At 63.4% G+C, this 20,691-nt stretch carries 18 protein-coding genes; 12 read left to right on the forward strand and 6 right to left on the reverse strand.

Annotated features, from left to right (window positions below; translation table 11 throughout):
- Nucleotides 1-68: 68 nt before the first annotated feature.
- Together hglS and J3P94_RS18305 are read left to right on the forward strand one after the other, a co-directional pair.
- Nucleotides 69-1,445 carry a 2-oxoadipate dioxygenase/decarboxylase HglS gene (hglS, locus tag J3P94_RS18300; RefSeq protein WP_434569107.1) on the forward strand — a complete coding sequence of 459 codons (1,377 nt, stop codon included), beginning with the start codon at nucleotides 69-71 and terminating at the stop codon, nucleotides 1,443-1,445.
- A 300-nt stretch (nucleotides 1,446-1,745) separates the two neighbouring features.
- On the forward strand, nucleotides 1,746-2,264 hold the full coding sequence (locus tag J3P94_RS18305; RefSeq protein ID WP_434569108.1) for an Hcp family type VI secretion system effector: 519 nt from the start codon (nucleotides 1,746-1,748) through the stop codon (nucleotides 2,262-2,264).
- 175 nt (nucleotides 2,265-2,439) lie between these two features.
- Here J3P94_RS18305 and J3P94_RS18310 read toward each other — a convergent pair whose 3' ends face one another.
- The 6 genes from J3P94_RS18310 to J3P94_RS18335 form a co-directional block, all read right to left on the reverse strand.
- Nucleotides 2,440-2,610 carry a hypothetical protein gene (locus J3P94_RS18310; protein WP_434569109.1) on the reverse strand — a complete coding sequence of 57 codons (171 nt, stop codon included), beginning with the start codon at nucleotides 2,608-2,610 and terminating at the stop codon, nucleotides 2,440-2,442.
- A gap of 183 nt (nucleotides 2,611-2,793) precedes the next feature.
- Nucleotides 2,794-3,036 (reverse strand): hypothetical protein, encoded by a 243-nt coding sequence (locus J3P94_RS18315; RefSeq protein ID WP_434569110.1) that lies wholly within the window; start codon nucleotides 3,034-3,036, stop codon nucleotides 2,794-2,796.
- A 65-nt stretch (nucleotides 3,037-3,101) separates the two neighbouring features.
- Nucleotides 3,102-4,172, reverse strand: a complete 1,071-nt coding sequence (locus J3P94_RS18320) for a lipocalin-like domain-containing protein (protein ID WP_434569111.1) — start codon at nucleotides 4,170-4,172, stop codon at nucleotides 3,102-3,104.
- Nucleotides 4,162-6,633 (reverse strand): FtsX-like permease family protein, encoded by a 2,472-nt coding sequence (locus J3P94_RS18325; protein WP_434569112.1) that lies wholly within the window; start codon nucleotides 6,631-6,633, stop codon nucleotides 4,162-4,164. The genes J3P94_RS18320 and J3P94_RS18325 overlap by 11 nt, the downstream gene beginning before the upstream one ends.
- Nucleotides 6,630-7,298: an ABC transporter ATP-binding protein gene (locus tag J3P94_RS18330; protein WP_434569113.1), complete on the reverse strand. Its 669-nt coding sequence runs from the start codon at nucleotides 7,296-7,298 to the stop codon at nucleotides 6,630-6,632. The genes J3P94_RS18325 and J3P94_RS18330 overlap by 4 nt, the downstream gene beginning before the upstream one ends.
- 296 nt (nucleotides 7,299-7,594) lie before the next feature.
- Nucleotides 7,595-9,292 carry a sulfatase-like hydrolase/transferase gene (locus J3P94_RS18335; RefSeq protein ID WP_434569114.1) on the reverse strand — a complete coding sequence of 566 codons (1,698 nt, stop codon included), beginning with the start codon at nucleotides 9,290-9,292 and terminating at the stop codon, nucleotides 7,595-7,597.
- A gap of 377 nt (nucleotides 9,293-9,669) precedes the next feature.
- Between J3P94_RS18335 and J3P94_RS18340 the strand changes: the two genes are divergently transcribed.
- From J3P94_RS18340 to J3P94_RS18385, 10 genes are read left to right on the forward strand one after another with little or no spacing between them, the layout of a single operon-like run.
- Nucleotides 9,670-11,025, forward strand: a complete 1,356-nt coding sequence (locus tag J3P94_RS18340) for a UDP-glucose dehydrogenase family protein (RefSeq protein WP_434569115.1) — start codon at nucleotides 9,670-9,672, stop codon at nucleotides 11,023-11,025.
- A complete protein-coding gene (locus J3P94_RS18345; RefSeq protein ID WP_434569116.1) occupies nucleotides 11,022-12,104 on the forward strand; it encodes an NAD-dependent epimerase in 1,083 nt (360 codons plus the stop codon). The genes J3P94_RS18340 and J3P94_RS18345 overlap by 4 nt, the downstream gene beginning before the upstream one ends.
- Entirely contained in the window at nucleotides 12,091-12,837 is a 747-nt protein-coding gene (locus tag J3P94_RS18350; protein ID WP_434569117.1) for a sugar transferase, read from the forward strand. The genes J3P94_RS18345 and J3P94_RS18350 overlap by 14 nt, the downstream gene beginning before the upstream one ends.
- On the forward strand, nucleotides 12,838-13,482 hold the full coding sequence (locus J3P94_RS18355; RefSeq protein WP_434569118.1) for a CpsD/CapB family tyrosine-protein kinase: 645 nt from the start codon (nucleotides 12,838-12,840) through the stop codon (nucleotides 13,480-13,482). It abuts the gene before it with no gap.
- A 20-nt stretch (nucleotides 13,483-13,502) separates the two neighbouring features.
- Nucleotides 13,503-14,525: a polysaccharide biosynthesis/export family protein gene (locus J3P94_RS18360; RefSeq protein WP_434569119.1), complete on the forward strand. Its 1,023-nt coding sequence runs from the start codon at nucleotides 13,503-13,505 to the stop codon at nucleotides 14,523-14,525.
- A 17-nt stretch (nucleotides 14,526-14,542) separates the two neighbouring features.
- Nucleotides 14,543-16,135, forward strand: a complete 1,593-nt coding sequence (locus tag J3P94_RS18365) for a GumC family protein (protein ID WP_434569120.1) — start codon at nucleotides 14,543-14,545, stop codon at nucleotides 16,133-16,135.
- Nucleotides 16,132-17,235, forward strand: coding sequence for a glycosyltransferase family 4 protein (locus J3P94_RS18370; protein WP_434569121.1), 1,104 nt, complete (start codon nucleotides 16,132-16,134; stop codon nucleotides 17,233-17,235). The genes J3P94_RS18365 and J3P94_RS18370 overlap by 4 nt, the downstream gene beginning before the upstream one ends.
- On the forward strand, nucleotides 17,232-18,599 hold the full coding sequence (locus J3P94_RS18375; protein ID WP_434569122.1) for an O-antigen ligase family protein: 1,368 nt from the start codon (nucleotides 17,232-17,234) through the stop codon (nucleotides 18,597-18,599). Before J3P94_RS18370 ends, J3P94_RS18375 begins: the two co-directional genes overlap by 4 nt.
- Complete coding sequence (locus J3P94_RS18380) at nucleotides 18,599-19,558, forward strand: glycosyltransferase (protein WP_434569123.1); 960 nt, start codon at nucleotides 18,599-18,601, stop codon at nucleotides 19,556-19,558. Before J3P94_RS18375 ends, J3P94_RS18380 begins: the two co-directional genes overlap by 1 nt.
- On the forward strand, nucleotides 19,551-20,687 hold the full coding sequence (locus J3P94_RS18385; protein ID WP_434569124.1) for a glycosyltransferase: 1,137 nt from the start codon (nucleotides 19,551-19,553) through the stop codon (nucleotides 20,685-20,687). The genes J3P94_RS18380 and J3P94_RS18385 overlap by 8 nt, the downstream gene beginning before the upstream one ends.
- Nucleotides 20,688-20,691: the final 4 nt, after the last annotated feature.

The raw sequence follows: 20,691 nt of genomic DNA on the forward strand, positions 1-20,691 counted from the left end.
TGCCGGCACTGGCGAAGGCTGCGATCTTTTGTCCATCTTTCCCACAGCCCTCGCCAGGAACTCCCACGATGAGCTTCGTCAGCCCCGACCTGATCCGCCAACGCTTCTCAAGGGCGATGTCCGACATGTACCGCGACGAAGTACCGCTGTACGGCGCGTTGATGAACCTGGTGGAGCAAACCAACGCCCGGGTGTTGGGCAACGATCCGCAACTGGCCGAACACCTGCGCAGCACCGGCGAACTGCAGCGCCTGGACCTGGAACGGCATGGCGCGATCCGCGTCGGCACCGCCGCCGAGCTGGCGATGCTGGGTCGGCTGTTCGCGGTCATGGGCATGCAGCCGGTGGGCTATTACGACCTCACAACGGCCGGGGTGCCGGTGCATTCCACGGCGTTTCGCGCCGTGCATGAGGCCGCACTGCAGGTCAGCCCCTTCCGCGTGTTCACGTCGCTGTTGCGCCTGGAACTGATTGAAAACGCCGAGCTTCGGGCCTTTGCCGAATCGGTGCTGGGCAAACGGCAGATCTTTACCCCCGGCGCCCTTGAACTCATCGAGTTGGCCGAACGTCAGGGCGGCCTGACCGAGCCCCAGGCCGAGGAATTCGTGCTGCAAGCGCTGGAAACCTTTCGCTGGCACCACAGCGCCACCGTCACCGCCGAACAATACCGTCAACTGAGCGCCCAGCATCGGCTGATTGCCGACGTGGTGGCGTTCAAGGGCCCGCATATCAATCACCTGACGCCGCGCACCCTGGACATCGACATTGTCCAGGCCCAGATGCCGGTGCATGGCATCACGCCCAAGGCCGTGATCGAAGGCCCGCCCCGTCGCCAGTGCCCCATCCTGCTGCGCCAGACCAGTTTCAAGGCGCTCGATGAACCCGTCGCGTTTACCGACCAACCAGAATCCCAAGGCAGCCACAGCGCCCGGTTTGGTGAAATCGAGCAACGCGGCGCGGCGCTTACGCCCAAGGGCCGGGCGCTCTACGATCAACTGCTGAACGCGGCGCGGGACGCCCTGGGCGCGTTTCCCAACGAAGCCAATGCCGAACGCTACAACGCGCTGATGGCTGAACACTTCGCCGAATTCCCTGACACCCTCGACGAGCTGCGCCGACAAGCGCTGGCGTACTTTCGCTATTTCGTGACGCCAGCGGGGCTGACCGCCAAGGGCGCGATTGAACGGTCGAGCTCGCTGGAGCACTTGCTTGAGCAGCAATACCTGCGCGCCGAACCCTTGGTGTACGAAGACTTCCTCCCGGTCAGCGCCGCCGGCATCTTCCAGTCGAACCTGGGCGATGCCGCGCAGAATCACTACGCCGGACAGTCCAATCGGCATGCCTTCGAAACGGCGCTGGGGCGACCGACCATTGATGAACTGGGGCTGTATGCCGAGACGCAGCAGCGCTCCGTCGATGAATGTCTACACACGCTGGGGCTCTGAAAAACAGCGCAGGAAGGAGAAGCAGCAAGTTGCGCAAGTCCGACAGCAGCATCCGCTCGACTTACGCGCCTTGCTCCCGGCAACACGGCGCCTCGGGCGTGGGCAAATCAATGCGACGCAGCGTGCAGCCGTTTGCATGATTTGCCGGGCGCGCAACCCGACGCCGGCTCAAAAAATAAGTTAACACCTTGATCTGGCTGTATTTTCTGGCCGATGGCACGGCTCTTGATAACGCTCAGACCGCCTCAGGACGATTCGCGTCCCGGGGCTTCTCAGTTTATCCAGGAAGGAGAGCATCCATTGGCTACCCCCGCTTACATGTCCGTCACCGGTGAAAAACAAGGCCTGATCACTGCCGGTGCGTTCACCGCCGACTCGGTTGGCAATACCTATCAGGAGGGTCATGAAGACCAGGTCATGGTGCAGGGCTTCGAGCATCAGGTGAACATCCCCCGCGACCCTCAATCGGGCCAGCCAACTGGCCAGCGCGTGCACAAACCGCTGGTCATCACCAAAGTCTTCGATAAGGCTTCGCCCCTGCTGCTGGCAGCCCTGACCAGCGGCGAACGCCTGACGAAGGTCGAAATCCAGTGGTACCGCACATCAGCTGCAGGCACCCAGGAGCACTACTACACCACCACCCTGGAGGACGCGATCATTGTCGACATGAAAGACTACATGCTCAATTGCCAGGACCCGGGCAACAGCCACTTCACCCATCTGGAGGACGTTCATTTCAGCTATCGGAAAATCACCTGGACTCACGAAGTCAGCGGCACTTCGGGCTCGGATGACTGGCGCACCCCGGTAGCCGGCTGAGTCATGCAGGTGTTCGCCCAGTGTGACGGCCTCGGCATTCCATGCACTGGTAAAGAGCCTGGCACTGGGCGAACGAAAACAATGATAGTGGAGCTTGCCGGGTCTGTCCGTGAGGCCCGCTTAAATAATTATTCACCTGGCGTGGCGAGGGAGTTTGTTTCTCGCCACCAGGGATTCAATCGCGCCGTGCGGTTTTTTGCGCATCGGTTTCCTGCGCCTCGGCATTGCCTTGCTGTTCTCGCTTGGCCGGGTCGTTCGGCCGTAGCGCGTCGTTGTCTCGCTCCACTTCGCCGGGCAGAGCCGGCTCGTCGGGGTTGTGTTGGGTCTGATCGGGACCGGGCTTCATGGTGGACTCCTTGGGTGGTGCCAGTGGCTGGCGTTTGGTTGATGGTGGCGAGGGTTGTCATCCAGAACCGGGTTGTCTTCTTCGCGAGCAGGCTCGCTCCCACACTGAAATGCATTTTCTGTGGCAGAGCCTGCTCGCGCTTCTGTGGGAGCGAGCCTGCTCGCGAAGGCGGCCCTCGAAGAATCAGGCGTCAGGATCGGCCACTTCCTCCGCCACATTCGCATCCGGCGAGCGCTGGTGCAGTTCCTCCGCCTTGGTCTTCAGCTCCTGCCAGCGGTCCAGGTCAATGGCTCCCTGGCCAAACAGGTCGTCGGCCAGCCGCATCAGCTCGGTGAAATGAGCGTCGGGCGACTGCTGGAAGTAGGCCTTGTCGTCGAACAGCCGCTGCCAGTCGGGCAGCGACGGAGGTTTGAGGTCATCGCTCATGAGGGGCTCCCGCGAGGCATTCATAAAGTATGAGAGGCGACGAATGTCGGGAGTTCCGGTGATTGTCAGTAGCCGGTCATTTCCAGGTAACCGATGCCGCCACGATTGCCGCTCAGTTGCACCGGCCCTTCCCAATAGGGAATACGCAGGTTCATCCAGGCATCGGGGTTCAGCGCCCGAGTGGTGATCTCGAGCTGCCTGGCGGGAATCCTGATCGACCAGCGCACCGGCATCGAGCGTCCCGCGACCTCGGCGGTGTCCAGCGGTTCGAGGCTGATTTCGCTGGCGCCCAGAGTCGTTGCCTGGCCCTGGGCGTCGATCCAGGTGCCGGTGAGGTACGGTGCGCCCTTCCTGTGCCGCATGCGGTAGAGCATGACGTGTTCGCCATTATCCAGATGCAGGGAAAACCAGTCCCATCCGGTCTGGTTTTCGGTCAGGGGCTGGCTGCTCCATTCACGGTCGAGCCAGGCCGGACCACTGACCTGATAGCGCTGGCCATCGATTTCCAGCTGACCGTTGGCCTGGAAGAAGGGTTGGCTGTAGTAATACGACGCCTGGCCCTGCGCGGATTTCTGGCTGAAACCCTGGTCGCCTTGCAGGACCAAGGGGCGTGTCGAGGTGAGCTGCAGCTCATAGCCGAAACGTGCATCCCGCGCCTTGAGCTGCATCGCCGCCAGGGGATCGGTGCCCGCGCTTCGGGTGGTCAATTGCCAATCGTCGATCCAGGCATCGAACGGGGTCGTGCGCACTCCGGCCTGCCCCACTCCGCCGCGGGCATAACGTTCGGCGGCGTGATGGACGGTCGCGGAAGTGACCGCGGCGTGGCCGAGCCAGATAGTCTGGTTACGCCAGCCGCTGGCCTGGGGCGCGGCATCCTGGCTGCTGCGGAACAGCGTCCACTGCACACCGAAATCCCGGCCTTCGGCGTCCTTGAGATTGGCGGTGATGTACCACCACTCGATCCGAAACCCGTCATGGACACCATGATCGGCCGGAAAACTGAATACGCGCCCGGGCACCACAGGCGTAAATGCAACGGCCTGGTTGCCGAGGCCGGCGAAACCTTTTTCCGGCGCCGACGAGTCGTCGCAGCCGCCGAGCAAGGCCAGCAGCATCAGGCCGATTCTAATTTTCATGGGCGAAGGTCCTGAGCAGATCCGCCGGTTGCGTGCGGTACAGCGCGTACAGCGGCCACGCCGACGCCAGCAGCGTGGCGAACATTGCCAAGCCCAGCAACTGCGCCAATTGCAGCGGGAATACCCGCAACGGCAGGCGCCAGCCAAAAGCCTGCACGTTGATCACGGCGTCCAGGCACCAGGCCAGGGCGATGCCCAGCGGCACGGCCAGCATCAGGGTCAGCAGCGCCAGCAGCCAGGTCTGGCCGAGGTTGAGCAGCATCAGTTGCCGACGCGTTACCCCCACCGCCCATAACGGCGCCAACTGACCGAGACGGCTCTGGCTCTGGGTCAGCAGGCTGATGAACAACGCCACCCCGGCGACCGCCAGGGTCAGGCTGTTCAGCGCCGCCGTGGCGGCAAAGGTGCGTTCGAATACCTGGGTCGACCAACCCTTGAGGCGAGCCTGGTCGACGATGTGACTGTCGTCCAGGCTGAACCGGCTTTGCAACGCCGCCAGCAATGGCCCGATGGCGGCCGGCTCGATGCGCAGGTTGAAGCGATTCGGCGTCAATTGCGGCCAGTGCGCCAGCAGGTGATCGGCGTTGATCAGCACATGCCCCTTGGGATTACCGTAATCGGCATAAATCCCGACAACCCGCGGCGTCCACGGCCCTTGTGGGGTCGGCAGGGTCAACCGGTCGCCAACATTCACTTTCAGGCGCCGGGCCAGTTGTTCGCTGAGCATCAGCGTGTCGGCGCCGGCCAGTTGGTCCCAGGCCTGGTCACCGGCCGACTCCAGCAAGGGCCAGTGCAGGCGATAGGAAGGGTGATCGACGATGCCGTAGATATCCGTCGGCCAGCCTTGCAGAGGGACCGATACCTGCCAGTTCGGCAGCACGGCGCTGATACTCGGTTGTTGCTTGAGCCATTCGTACAATTTACCTGCCTGGGCCGGGGTCTGTGGGTTGATGTACAGCTCGGCGGTGAGCCGCTGTTCGAGCCAGTCGCTGAAGGTCTGGCGGAAACCGGCGGTCATGCTGCCAGCGCCGATATTCGCCGCCAGCGCCAGCAACAACGCCATCAGCGCCAGGCTCAACGTCGGTAACTGCTGGCGGCAATCGGCGAGGAACCATTGGCCGAGCACGGAACGGTTGCCGCGCAACAACCGGTTCAACACAGCGTTGAGCAGCACCGGTAGCGCCAGCGCCGCGCCCAGCAACAACGCAGTCATCAGGACAAAACCGCTCGCCAGGCTGTCGCCCCAGACCAGCGCCGCCACCGCGATCAGCGCGGCCATCAGTGCCACCCCGCCCTGGCGCCGCAACCACCGCGCGTGTGCCTGGTGCCAGGCCTGGGGATTGGCCAACGCCAGCAAGGGCAGGCGCGCCGCCCGCAACAGGCTTTGGCCCCCGGCCAGCAACGCACCGAGCAGGCCCAGGCCCACGCCGCCGAGCCACCACCAAAGGCTGAGGTGCAATTGCCCGGGCACTTCGGCGCCGTACAGACCGCGCAGGCTCGCCGCGACATCAGGCAATAGCAGGCTCGCCAGCCAGTAACCGCTGAGCACCCCGGCAACCCCGCCGAGCAAGGCCAGCGCGCCCAACTCCAGCGCCAGGCTGGCGACCAGTACCCGCGCACTGACGCCACAGGCGCGCAAGGTTCGCAGCAGGCTGCGCCGTTGTTCCAGCGCCAGGCCGATGGCCGCATGAACGATGAACAGTCCCACCACGAATGACAGGAACCCGAGTGCGTCGAGGTTTAAATGAAAGCTCTCGGTCAGGCGCGTCAAGTTGTTCTCCTCGTCCGCGCGCTTGAATTGCAACAGGCCGTTGAATGCCTCGGGCAAGGGCGCGGTGAACGTGGCCGGTAACAACATTCGCGAGACCTGCTCCGGCAATCCCAGGAGCTGCTGGGCGAAACCGATGTCCATCAACAGCATGCCTGGCGCCATGTCCGGCTGTACGTGCAGCGGCGGCAAGGCCTGGCCGTCGGCGCTGCGGGGCCGGTCGCCCACCTTCAGCCCGAGGGCCTGCAACGTCTGCGGGGCGATCCAGGTACGACCGGGCCCGGTGAAGAAGTCCACCACCTCGGCAATCTCCCGCGCTTGCCCCGCCACGGCCGAACCCGGCGGCAGCGACACCGGGTCGATGCCCATCAATTGCAGGCGCTGGTCTTCATGCCCCGCAAGCGTCAGCCGACCCTGCAACACCGGCGATACGGGCCAACCCTGACGCCGCAGGTCGACAAACCATTGCTGTGGGAACGAGCCCCCGCCGGGAGCGCTGAGGCTGGCCTGGGGTTCGCCGCCGATCAGCTGGCTGGCCCGGGCGTAGCTGTCCCGGGCCTGGCTGTTCAAGGCCTGCACGCCAGTGAGCAGGCTGGTGGCCAGCCAAAGCCCGGTCAACACACTGAAAAATTGCACTGGGTGCCGACGCCAGTGACTGAGCAGGGCCTTGAGGGTCTGGCGAAAGATCATCACGCCGGGCCCGCTTGGGCCAGGCGCCCGCCTTGCAATACCACGCGATGCGCCAGGCGCGCCGCCACCCGCTGGCTGTGGGTAACCATCAACAGACTGGTCGGGCTGCCATCGAGCAATTCCAGGAGCAGTTTCAGCACCTCGTCGCTGGTGGCTTCGTCGAGGCTGCCGGTGGGCTCATCGGCCAGCAACAACGGCGGCCGTGAAGCCAGCGCCCTGCCCAGGGCTACCCGTTGTTGTTGACCACCGGAAAGCTGCTCGGGATAACGCCGCAACAGCTCCGACAACCCGAGCCGCTGCACCAGATGCGCTTGCCACGTAGCGTCGAAACGACCGCACAGGCGCGCCTGGAACGCAAGATTGTCTTCCACCGCAAGGCTGCTGATGAGGTTGAACTGCTGGAACACCAGGCCGATCTCGGTGCGCCGCCAATTCGCCAACTGGCTTTCGCTCATGTCTTCGAGCCGGTGCCCCGCGCTGTGGATGCTGCCCCGATCAACCTTGTCGAGGCCAGCGACCAGATGCAGCAAGGTACTCTTGCCGCTGCCGGATTCCCCCATCAGCGCCAGGCTGCTGCCGGGAGGCAGCGTCAAGTCGATACCTTGCAGCACCGCCAGGGGGCCTTGGGGCGTGGTGTAGCTTTTGAAGACGTTTCGGACCTCAAGCATGGGCAACTCGGCTGATCGACAAGGGCATCAGGATAGCGGAGGTTGCGCTGTGCGCAGAGTTCCAAAAACATGTGATGCGGGCTTGTTTGTAATAGCGGCAAGCCAAGGGGAATTGCAAGCTGACCGGACGCCATCGCGAGCAAGCTCGCTCCCACAGGGTTAGTCCAGTGAATCCCAGAATCTGACTCAACACAAATCAAATGTGGGAGCGAGCTTGCTCGCGATAGCGATGCACCAGTCGCCACCAAAGCCACTGATGCAGCGCCCCCGAGGATTCAGGTTTCCCACCCGCCAGTTCAGTGCCCCACCGCCATCTCACCCTGAACCGGTTTCGGCGTAACAATATTGTCCAGGTCAATATGCTTCCACGCCGGCTTGGCCCCCAGTCGCGCGTTAAAACGGTAGTTGAAGGTGAAGTCATCTTCGGTCGGCTGGTCGAGGGATTTTCCATACAGGGCCGTGACGCCGGCCGACTCGTAGCCCATCAACCGCAGCAACGTCGGGAAGATGTTGTAGTGGCTGGAGCGGTCCTTGTTCTGCGCCCAGGCGCTGCGCCAATCGAGGGTCTGCAACCGGCTTCCCTGGATCACCAGCAACGGCACCAGCCCTTCTTCTTCCACCGGATCCCCGCCGCAATGGGTGTTGAGGCCGGGGTTGCCGCGCTCGTGCAGGTCCTGGCCATGGTCGGAGGTGTAGATCAGCACCGCATTGTCGAGATTGCCCTCTCGGAACAGGCGTTGGAAAAATTCGCCGACGTTCCACAGCAAGGTGTTCTGGTAAGCATTGCGATACAGCACCCAATCATTCGCTTCGCCACTGAAGCCGTCGCGCCGGCCGGTGTCGGCCACCTCCTCGAACTGCCCTCGCGGCAAGGCCGGACGGTAGGTCATGAAAGCATCGGGGTATTTGTCGTGGACCGGGAAATGCGCGCCGACTTTGTTGACCACCACCAGCTCGGCCCGGTCGTTGCCCATCAGCTCGATCAGTTTCGCCGCAGCCGCCATGTCACGGTCGCGTACACGGACCTGGTCGAACTGGACAAATTCGTCGATGTCCTGTTGTTCCAGCTCGGTCATCAGGTTCTGCCGCTTGCCGCCGGTGTTCTGGCCGTCGATATAGACGGTGCGCAACCCGGCGTTGCGGGCGTACTGCCAGATCGACGGCTGGGTGCTGTTGATGCGCATGTAGTCGCCACGTGTGCCGCCATACCGCAAGGTAACGTTGGTGTCCACGCTGCAATTGGCGATCGAGGCGGCGTAGCCGTAATTGAGGATTTCCACGCCGGGAGGGGGCGTCTTGAGGCCGGTGGCGACGCCGGACGGCGTGTTGATATCAAGATAATTCCCGCCAATGCTTTCGTCGATGATCAGCACGATATCGTGCCCGATTGCCGCTGTTTGCCGCACGAGTCTGACTGGCGCCCGTGGGCCCACGGTGTTGTGCACGGCTTCATAGATGAACAGGTTCAGATAGGCCAGCGGCGTGTACATGATCGGCAAACCGCGCGCGCCCTCGCCTGCCCGTACGAACAGCACGCCACTGAGCAGCAGCACGCCGATCAGTGGCGCAGTGATCGCGACGTAGCCGGGCAACGGCAGACGCCGCCGGGGCTTCAGGCCGATCCCCAGCAGCAGCAACAAGCCTCCCGCAACCGCACTGATGATCACATCGCGGTACTGATAAGCCGCCTCCTGGATGAACCCGCCGGAATAGACCATCGACACGAACTGGCTGTAGGTCAGGTAGCTGTCGGTTACGCGCGTGTAGACCTCGAAGAACACCGCCGAGGCAAACATCGCCAGGGCAAACAGATGCCGCACCAATGCCTGGCGAATGTACGCGGTCATCCACAGAGCCAGCACCAGCGCAACGAACATCGCGCCGAACAGCAGCGTTGCCAAGCCAAAACCCAGCGCCGCAAGACGGTCGAGGTAATAGTCATGCGCCCTGAGCAGGTACAGCAGCAGTAGCAGTTCCTTGAGGTATCGCGCCATGTTTTTCCCAGCGTTACGAGGAGGTTGAAAACGGCTTGGTTTCTGCACACTAGCAGCGGGTTTGCAAAGCGCAAGAAAGTCGATCAACGGCTACAGCGTCAAAAAAAAGTTAGCTCAAAAATGACACCTAATAACCGCTAAAAATATAAAAATCTATGGATGGATACCGTTCATCGGCTACTCAAACCCCTTTAAAGCCCTTTAAAAACGGCACTTTTCTAATTCGGTCAAGGACTTGATATCAAAAAGCCCTACTCTTTCGAGTTTGCCAACAGTGACAACTGTCATTTTGCTGACACGCTTTTCTGAGGCTGCGCTATACCCCTCTAAACAGTTTCATCCGAGTTACATCAACGGGTCTGCGAGGCGCGCCAAGAATGGACGTGAGCGTATTTGGAACGGGGTACGTTGGGCTGATTCAAGCGGCGGCGCTGGCAGACGTCGGACATCGCGTCCTGTGTGTCGATATCGATCCGAACAAGATCCGGCAACTGCAACAGGCGGTACCGCCCATCAGCGAGCCGGGACTGTCCGGGTTGCTCGAAGACAACATCAAGGCCGGGCGCCTGTCGTTCAGTTGCCAGGCCAGTGATGCGGTCAACCATGGCGAGCTGATCTTCATCGCCGTGGGCACGCCCGCCGATGAAGATGGCTCGGCGGACCTCAGCCATGTCCTGGCCGTGACCCGGCAGATCGCCGACTTCATGGACAGCGACCGCACCCTGATCATCAAGTCGACCGTGCCGGTCGGCACGGCTGACAAGGTCGCCGAATGCGCCCGCCAGGCGTTGGCCCGTCGCGGCCTGCAACAACTGAATGTGCGCGTGGTGTCCAACCCGGAGTTCCTCAAGGAAGGCAGCGCACTGGCCGATTGCATGCGCCCGGACCGGATCATCGTCGGCACCGTCGACGCCTTGGCCCGCGACCAGATGAGCGAGCTCTACGCGCCCTTCTGCCGTAACCACGAAAAGCTGATGTTCATGGACAACCGCAGCGCGGAACTGACCAAGTACGCCGCCAACGCCATGCTCGCCACGCGCATCAGTTTCATGAACGAACTGGCCAACCTCACCGAACACCTGGGCGCCGACATCGAGGCCGTGCGCAAGGGCATCGGCTCGGACCCGCGCATTGGCTACCACTTCATCTATCCCGGCTGCGGCTTTGGCGGCTCGTGCTTTCCCAAGGACCTGCGCGCCCTGCTGCACACCGCCGAACAAAGCGGCATGCCACTGCGCCTGCTGCGCAGCGTCACCGATGTGAACGACAGCCAGCGGCACATTCTTTTCGAAAAGCTCACGCTGCAGTTCCCCGACGGCCTGGCGGGCAAGTCGATTGCCGTCTGGGGCCTGGCATTCAAACCGAACACCGACGACATGCGCGAAGCGCCCAGTCGCTACCTGATGGAGGCACTCTGGCGCGAAGGCGCCCGCGTTCAGGCCTACGACCCGGAAGCCATGTCCGAATGCCGGCGCCTCTATGGCTATCGCAAGGACCTGAACCTTTGCGCTACCCGCGACGACACGCTGGAAGATGCCGACGCCCTGGTGATCTGCACCGAGTGGAAGAATTTTCGCGTGGTCGATTTCGACCTGCTCGCCAGCAAGTTGCGCGCGCGGGTCATCATCGATGGCCGCAACCTGTACAACCCGGAACACCTGGCCGCCGCCGGACTGCTGTATCGCGGCATCGGGCTGCGCCACACCGTGCCCGCTCAGGGGCCACAAGCGTGAACATCCTGGTGACCGGCGCGGCCGGTTTCATCGGCGCCCATTGCGTGCTGCGACTGCTGCGCGATGGCCATGACGTGTGCGGGCTGGACAACTTCAACGACTACTACGACCCGCAACTCAAGCACGACCGCGTGGCCTGGGTCAAAGACCAGGCCGGCGACTTCCACCTGGCGCGCATCGACCTGACCGACGCATCGGCCCTCGATCAACTGTTCCAGTCCCATCGCCCCGACGTGGTGATTCATCTGGCAGCCCAGGCCGGCGTGCGTTATTCGCTGGAAAACCCGCGGGCTTATGTCGACAGTAATCTCAGCGGGTTCCTGAACATTCTGGAGAGCTGCCGCCGCCATCCGGTCAGGCACCTGATCTACGCCTCTTCCAGTTCGGTGTACGGCGCCAACCAGCGCACGCCGTATTCGGTACAGGACGGCGTCGACCATCCGTTGTCGTTGTACGCGGCCACCAAAAAGGCCAATGAACTGATGGCCCACAGCTACAGCCATCTGTTCGGCATCCCCTGCACCGGCCTGCGTTTCTTTACCGTCTATGGCCCCTGGGGCCGGCCGGACATGTCGCCGATCCAGTTCGCCCGGGCCATTGCCGAAGGCCAGGTGCTGAAGCTGTTCAACCATGGCGAGCACGAGCGCGACTTCACCTGCATCGACGACATCATCGAGAGCATCGCCCGGCTGATCGAGCGCCCACCTCATGCAAACCCGGACTGGAATCGCCACCAGCCGGACCCGGCCACCAGCCTGGCGCCGTGGCGCGTCTTCAACATTGGCGGACAGCATCCGGTGACGCTGCGGGCCTACGTGGCGCTGCTGGAAAAACACTTGGGCCGGAGCGCGCGAGTCGAGCTGCTGCCCCTGCAACCGGGCGATGTGCTGAACACCTGCGCCGATGCGAGCGACCTGGCCCGGGCCACCGGTTTCCAGCCTTGCATCGAACTGGATGAAGGCCTCGGCCGTTTCATCGACTGGTTCCTCGATTACTACGCACCGCCCATCGCCCACGCACCGCTTGCGACAGAACGCTTGCGGCCCAACCTCAACGGAGGAGTCTATGACCCGACATGAGCAAGCCATCCCGACCCGGACCCTCGGCCGTGACAAACGAGTCGACCCCGAGCACCGCAGGCGCCTGGACGCGGCTATCCACCGCCAGGGTCGTGGCTGGATGACTGGCCGCGACGGCGGCCGGCCCTGGACCGTCTCGCGCACCAACCGGGTGGTGGCCTGCCTCGGCGCATTGGCCCTGTTGCTGATGCTCAGTCCGCTGCTGCTGGGCCTGGCACTGCTGGTGAGGTTCTCCAGCCCTGGCCCGGTGCTGTTCGTGCAGAAACGCACCGGCTATCGCGGCCGCGTTTTCGGCATGTACAAGTTCCGCACCATGGTCGCCGACGCCGAGGCCTTGAAAGAATCGCTGCGCCACCTCAACAAGCACGGCGCCGACGCCATCGACTTCAAGATCGACAACGATCCACGCATAACCCCCATCGGCCGGTTCCTGCGCCGCAGCAGCCTCGATGAACTGCCGAACCTGATTAACGTCGTGACCGGCGACATGCGCCTGGTGGGCCCGCGGCCGACCTCGTTCAACGCCTACCGCTACAAGGACAACCATTTGGTGCGCCTGAGCATCTACCCCGGCCTCACCGGCCTCTGGCAGATCTCCGGACGCAGCAATATCGACTTCGACCAGCGCGTGGAACTGGACCTCAGCTATATCGCCGAGCAGAGCCTTTTGCTGGATTTGAAGATCCTGATCATCACCCCCTTCAAAGTCTTCAGCGGCCACGGAGCGAGTTAAATGGACGGTTCAACGAATATCCTGACCATAGCAAGCCCGAGCGAGACCAACCTGACCTCGACCGTGCTCGACCCTTCCTTGCGGATCCTGCTCCTGACGGCGGCGAATATCGGCACCGGCACGAGCACCAGCGCCATGGCGCTGGCCGCCCAGTTGGCGCAGATGAGCAGCGGCCGTGTGCTGCTGGTGGACGCCAGCCGGTCGCCGCGCAACCTCAGCCAGCAGCTGTCGCTGCAAAAAGAGCGCGGCTTTAGCGACCTGCTGTTCAACAGCCTTTCTCCGCCGCTGTTGCAGGACTGCGTGGTGCAGGTTTCCAGCCTGCCCTTCGACGTGCTGCCCAACGGTCGCCTGGGCCATAACGCCGAGCGCCTGAGCCCCGAGCGACTGCGCCCGCTGTTCAGGCAACTGGCCGCGCAGTACCGCTTCGTGGTGATCGACGCCGACGCGGTGTATTCGGCCACCGACACCCTGGTCATGGGCACTCAGGTGGACGGCGTGGTGCTGGTGGTGCGCGGCGAGGACACCCGCTGGGAAGTCGCCCAGGCCGCCCGACAACGCTTGGCCCAGGCCGGCGCGAAGGTGGTCGGCAGCGTCTTCAATCGCCGCAAGTACTACATGCCCAAGTGGCTTTACAACAACCTGTAAGCCTGCAAAAGGATGACGAGATGAACGCCAAAATGCTTGTCCTGCTGTTGCTGCCGCTTGCCGGTTGCTCCAGCACCACCGATACCCGCTCGATGCCGGTGCAGATCCTCACGGCCGCGCCGGCCAACGCTCAGGCCACCGACATGCCCAAGGTCGAACAGACCCTGCGGCCCCAGGACGTGCTGGATGTGATTTTTCATATCAGCACCACCGCGTCCCAGGCTTATCGTGTACAGCCGGGCGACCAGGTAGCGCTGAACTTTACCGCCGCCAGCCAGCTCAACGGCACGCAACAGGTGATGCCCGACGGCAGCATCGAACTGCCGGGCGCCAACACCTCGGTGAAACTCGCCGGCCTGACCACCGACGAGGCCCGCCTGGCGGTACAGCGAGCCTATGACCAGAAGATGCTGTTCCAGCCCAATCGCAACCAGTTGACGGTGCTGGTGACCAGTCCGCTGGCCGGCGAGACGACCCTGCGCAATACCCTGACCCACCCTGGCACCGGCATGAGCCGGGAAATCACCGTGGGCCGGGACGGTTACGCCAGCTTTCCGGAAATCGGCGCCGTACCGTTGCAGGGCATGACCGTCACCCAGTTGGAAACCTTCCTCAACGAGCGTTACGCCAATCTGCCCGGACGCATGACCGTCGATGTGCTGCTGAAGTCCACCGCCGGCAATGAAATCTACGTCCTCGGTGAAGTGGCCCAGCCCGGTTCCTATCCGATCCGCCGGCCCATCTCGGTACTGGAAGCCCTGACCCTGGCCCGTGGCCCGAACGTCAAGGCCCGGCTCGACTCGGTGGTGATCATGCGCCGCAACGGCAATCAGGTCGAAGCCCGCCACTACGACGTCGAAAAAGCCTTGAGCGGCGACGCCTCGCAAATCGCCTACCTGCAGCCCGAAGACATGCTCTTCGTGCCCAAGACCGGGCTGGCCAAAGCCGGCGAAACGGCCCGCCAATTGGCCGACGTGGTGCTGTTCCAGGGCGTGGGGTTCGGCTTCGGCTACCGCGTCGACAACAAAGGCAGCGACAACTGAAACTCAGGTGACCGATCATGAACCCCAAGGAAAATTATCTGCACGAGTTTTTCAGGATCTTCTTTGCCAACAAGCAGTGGGTGAAGCGCATCTTCCTGATTTTCGCCGTGATCGCCCTGGTGCTGCCATTGATGCTCAAGCAGAGCTTCGATATCACCGCCCAGGTGATCGTCCAGTCGAAAAAACTTTCCCAGGGCGACGCCACCACGTCGCTGAACCAGGAAAACGCCACGTTTATCCCGCCGTCCCTGGCGGACATGGAAACCGAGAGCAATATCCTCCGCTCGCCGGCGTTGATTCGCCAGACCATCCAGACCCTGCGCGACCAGGGCGAGTACACGCCAAGCCCGGGCATCCTCAACAAATGGGTCAGCGAGCCGCTCAAGCGCTACATCACCCAGCCGCTGCGTGAGTATGTGGTCAACCCTTTGCGCGACGGCCTGGGGCTTGAGGTCGATCCGGTGCGCGACACGATGCTCGATACGCTGACCGACCAGGCCATCGAAAACCTGAAGATCGAAACCCTCCCCGGCTCCAATGTCATCTCCATCGTCTACAGCTTCGGTGACCCGGCCCAGGGCACGCGGTTCGTCGCGCAACTGCTGAAGAACTACCTCACCGGCCGCCAGGAACTGCAATCGATCGAACTGCCGCAGACCTTCTACGAGCAGAAAAAAGCCCAATACCAGACGCGTCTCGACGGCCTGGAAGACAAACGACTCGGGCTGCTCGAAGGCATCGGTTCGTCCGATCCGAAGGAAGAAGTGACTTTCCGCCTGAACGCCATCAATACCGAAGAGCAGGCGCTGAACCTCTATCAGGATCGCCTGCTGCAAAGCCAACGCTGGCTCGACTACCTCAAGAGCAGCCTGGCGGCGACGACCAGCTCGCGGTTCAACGACTACACCTTCCCGTTCACCTTCACCACCACGGTGGACAACATCGCCTTCGAAGACCGGGAAATCCGCCAGTTGGGTGAGCAATTGACCGGCCAGGTCAGCCGCTACATGAATGACCTGGCGATTTTCCAGCCCGGCAGCGAACCGATGCTGCTGGCCCGGGAGCAGATCGTGCGCACCCGCCAGCAGTTCCTGAAAGTGGTGAACAACCGCATCCAGGAACGCACCACCGATCTTGCGGTGGTCAGCTCGGTGATCGAGCAGAAAAAAGCGCGCATCGGGGCCTTCAAGGAGCGCATCCATCAGTTGCAGGAAACCCAGAGCAAGCTGCGGCAGATGGACACCGAGATCAACGCTCTGCATGCGGCATTCTCCACCTACGCCCAGCGATTCGCCGAAGCCAGCACCGCCCGCTCGCTGGACAACGACCTGTCCAACGCCCGGGTCCTGAGCCCGCCTTTCGAACCGACCGCCGCGGCATTTCCCAAGCCGATGCTGATCATTGTGTTCGGCCTGTTCAGCGGCCTGCTGCTGGCCATCGCCCTGGTCTATGTGCGTGAGTTCTTCGACCATCGCTTCAAGCATCCGGCGCAGATCACCCAGCAACTGGATCTGCCGGTGTTGCTGGTGATCAACGAGCAGTCACCCGAGCAGGTCAATCCGCATCGCAACTGGAGCTTGCCCAGCCTTGTCCATTGGGTGAGAAATTGAACGCGCCGTTCGGCCCGTCCCACCGCAGCAGCCCCCTGTCGATCATTCATCTGCTCGACAGCGGCGGCTTCTACGGGGCCGAGCGGATGCTGCTCGATCATTGCCTGGCCACGCCCGGCCAGCACCAGGTGGTGTTTTTGGCGGCGCCGCCGACCTTGATCACGCGCTTTCGCCAGGCCGGGGTCGACTGCCGCCACTGCGCCAACTGGGCCGAGCTGCTGCAGCATTTGCGGCAACGGCGCGCCGAGCGACCGCTGATCAACACGCACAACTTCAAAGGCCTGTTGTTCGGCTGGGCCGCGGCCACGCTGCTGCGCCTGCCCCTGGTGATTACCCAGCACGGCTTTACGCCGCGCAGCACCAAGCAGCGTTTATATACCTGGCTGAGCCTGCAACTGTGCCGCACCGCCTCGGTCAAGCGAGTGGTATGCGTGGCCGAAAGCATCGCGGCGTTGCACCGCCAGGCCAGCGTGCAGGCGGACAAACTCGACGTGATTCCCAACGGTCTCCCGGCGGTCGCCACACCCCTGCCGCATCGCGATGACCGGCAGCGCTGGCGGGTCGGCTACGTCGGCCGCTTGAGCAGCGAAAAAGGCCCGGACCTGTTTCTCGACGCCATGATCCCGCTGTGCCAGCGCCATGCTTCGCTGCACGCGGTGATGCTCGGCGACGGCCCGGAACGCCAGCTCCTGCTCAAGCGCATCACCGATGCCGGGCTGCCCACGCGCATCGAATTGCCTGGCTACCAGACCGACATGAATGCCTGGTGGAGCCGCCTCGATGTACTGGTGATCAGCTCGCGCACCGAGGGCACGCCGATGATTCTGCTCGAAGCCATGCAAGCCGGAGTGCCGGTGGTGGCGTTCGGCGTCGGCGGCATTCCCGATGTCGTGCAGGACCGCCACAACGGCCTGCTCGCCACGCCTGCCGACAGCGAGGAGCTGGCCCGGCAGATCGAGACGCTGTTCAGCGAACCACCGCTGGCGCAGATCCTCGCCGACAACGCACGGCGCACCCAACGCGACCGCTACGACCTGCGCACGCTGGCCGAACGCTGGTCGCAACTGTATATCCGCACCGCACGGGAGGCCCGGCCATGATTGTCCCGCTCTCGATCGTCAGTCTCCTGGGCCTGGTTTGCCTGATGTTGCTGGCCAGCCCTTATCCGTACCTGGCTCCCGGCGCGGTGCTCGGCCTGGTCGGTGTCGCCGTGCTCTATCGCAAGCCCGGCTGGGGCTTGCTGGGGATTGCCGCGCTGGTGCCGTTCGAAGGCCTGTTCAAGGAAAACGCCTTTTCCGGCAGCAAGTTCCTCGGACTGGCGCTGATCCTGATCCTGGCGTTGCAACTGGCCCTGCACCAGATTCCCGCCACTCGCCTGCGCAGCAACATCTGGAAGCCGCTGATCGGCTTCATGCTGTTCTATGGCCTGAGCTTGCTGCTATCGGAAAACCCGGGCCTCTCCACCACCCACTTCCGGGAACTGGCGGTGGGCCTGGTGCTGTTCGCGATCACCCTGCTGATCGGCCGCGAGCTGAACCTGGACCTGTTCTGCCGGCTGGTCACGCTGAGCGTCACGACGACCTGCGTGCTGGCGATGTTCTCCGCCCGGTACCAAGACCAGGGCCGCGCTTCCGGCCTGTTGGAAGATCCGAACACCTTCGCCCTGCTGATCGCCTTCACCGTGCCGCTGGCGTTGTTGTTGGTGGTGCGCAGTCCGAACCTGCTGCACCGGTTGTTCTGGGGTGGCTGCTTCATCCTGCTGCTGGGCGGCATGACCAAGACCGAATCGCGTTCGGGACTGGTGGTGCTGCTGCTCAGCCTGATGATCGGCTTGTATCACTACCGCGCGCAGCTGCCGCGCATCCGCCCACGGCACCTGGGCTTCGCGATGCTCGGGCTGGCGCTGCTGATTCCCCTGGCAATCGCGGTGATGCCGGCCGGCTACGTGGCGCGCATCCAGTCACTGAGCATCCTCAGCGCTGGCGCCAGCGCTCACAAGGACGAATCCCTGGGCCGTCGCGCCTCGTACATCGTCGTCGGCAGCCAGATGCTTCGCGAAAATCCGCTGCTCGGCTCAGGCCCCGGAACGTTTCCCCTGCACTACGCCCCCACCGGTTACGCCAAGGCTTTCTCGGCCAACCGCAAGCTGGGGGACCTGTATCGCCGGGCGCATAACACCTATCTGGAAATTTTCAGCGAGATCGGCATTCCCGGCGGCTTGATGTTTGTCGGCATGATCGGCCTGGGTCTCTACAACCTGTTGCGCGCACGCCAGCTCTGGCTCCAGCGGCGGGACTGGGCGCAGGCGGACCTGCTGACGCACCTGGGCATGAGTTTCCTGTCGCTGGCGTTGTTCCTGATGTTTCTCAGTGCACCGAACCACAAGTTGCTGTGGATCATGCTGGGCTTGACCAGCGTATTGCGCTACGACGCCGAACGGTCCGCGCCGCAGGAGACCCGTTGATGAAACGCGTGAGCATTGTGATCCCGATGTACAACGAGGCCCGGCACATCGGCCGCACGTTGCTGGCGGCGCAGGAAGCTGCGCGCCAGGCGCAGCTGGAGTGCGAGCTGATCGTGGTCGACAACGGCTCGGACGACCATGGCCCGCGCATCGCCAACGAATTGGGCGCACGGGTGCTGATCGTGCCCGGCGTGCACATCGGCGCCCTGCGCAATCGTGGCGCGGCGGCGGCCAGCGGCGACTGGCTGGCGTTCATCGATGCCGACATCGAAATGCCCGCCGACTGGCTCAGGTTGTTGATCGAAATCGAAGGTCGCCAGGGCGATGTGCTCGGTCTCGACCTGGATACTCCCGAGCAGGCGCCGTGGTTCGCCCGGGCCTGGCAGCGGCGCGGCCAACGCCCGGGGTCGCGTCCGCTGCACCGGGTGCAGTGGCTGCCCAGTGCCAATCTGCTGATGCGCCGCGCCTGGTTCGATCGCGTCGGTGGCTTCGATGAAACCCTGCGCACCGGTGAGGACAAGGATTTTTCCCTGCGCCTGCGCCAGGCCGGAGCGCAGTTGTTGCTGGTGAGCGAAAGCCTTGCCCTGCACTGGGGTTACGAAGGCAGCTGGCGCGAGTGGATGAGCAAGGAACTGTGGCGCCAGGGCAGTCACTGGCAACTGCTGCGCAGCCACGGGCCGAGCCTGCGGCTGTTGCGCTTCCCCGCCTTGTCCATCGGTGCCTGGGGCCTGGATTTCCTGGCGCTGGTCGCGCTGTTCCAGGGCCAGGCGCGCCTGGGGCTGATGCTGCTGTTGATCAGCACATTGCCGGCCCTGGTTCTGAGCCTGCGCCAGAGCCAGCGCGACCCGCGCCTGACCTTGCAATTGTGGGCCCTGCATGGGGTGCGCCTGCACCTGACCGGCGCGGCGCTGCTGCTCAATCTTTTTCAATGGAACGTCAGGAGACCTGCCCGTGGCTGAGTTTTTCTATTGGTCTTGCCTGTTGCTGCCGGTGTACGCGTACCTCGGCTACCCGCTGTTGCTGACCTTGCTGGCGCCGCTGTTTCCGCTACGACGCTACACCACGGCAGTGCCGATGGACGTGAGCATTGTGATTGCCGCCCACAACGAGGCGCGGCACATCGAAGAAAAATTGCGCACGCTGCTGGCTCAGGATTATCGCGCGCGCTCGCTGCAAATCATCCTCGCCAGCGACGGTTCCACCGATGACACGGTGGCCTGCGCACGCAGGGTCAGCGATCCGCGGATCAGCGTGCTCGAGCTGCCGCGCCAAGGCAAGGCTGCCGCCCTCAACACGGGCGTGGCCCATAGCAGCGGCGAAATCCTGGTGTTCACCGACGCCGACAATCAATGGGCCCACGATACCCTCGGCCATCTGTTGGCGCCGCTGGCCGACCCGGAAGTCGGCGCCTGCGCCGGGCACATGGTAATCCCCGTGCCCGGCAAGGGCCTGAGCCTGGGCGACAGCCTGTATCGGCACTACGAAGGCTGGCTGCGTCGGGTCGAGAGCCGCACCGGCTGCATGGTCTCCGCTGACGGTGCTCTGCTGGCCCTGCGCCGGGAGTTGTTCCAGGCGATACCGGCGCAAGTCAACGATGACTTTTTTCTCAGCACCTGTGCGCCGGTGGCCGGCAAGGCGATCGTCTACGCACCGCTCGCCCGAGTGACCGACCAGGGCGTGGACGAAGCCGACAAGCAGTTCCGCCGGCGCCAGCGGGTCACCGTCGGTGGGTTGCAAAGCCTGGCCCAGCGTCGCGAACTGCTCAATCCCGTGCGCCATGGGCTCTACGCCATTGGCTTGATCAGCCACAAGCTGATCCGCCGCCTGGCCCCGGTGTTGCTGGTGCCGCTGTTGCTGAGCAACGCCTGGCTGTGGAGCGAGCATGGATTCTATCGCCTGAGCCTGGTGGCGCAGTTGCTCGGTTACGCCATCGCCTTGATCGGGTTGCTGGACGTCGGCCACCGTCTGCCCAGGCCTTTCCGCCTGGCCGCGTTCGTGCTGGTGACGCTGGCGGGCATGAGCATCGGGTTGTGGCAGTTTCTGCGCGGCCACCGCTATAGCCAATGGAACCCCGAGCAGAACCGCTAAGGAG

The sequence above is a fragment of the Pseudomonas sp. Z3-8 genome, assembly GCF_051131975.1.
Lineage (GTDB): Bacteria > Pseudomonadota > Gammaproteobacteria > Pseudomonadales > Pseudomonadaceae > Aquipseudomonas.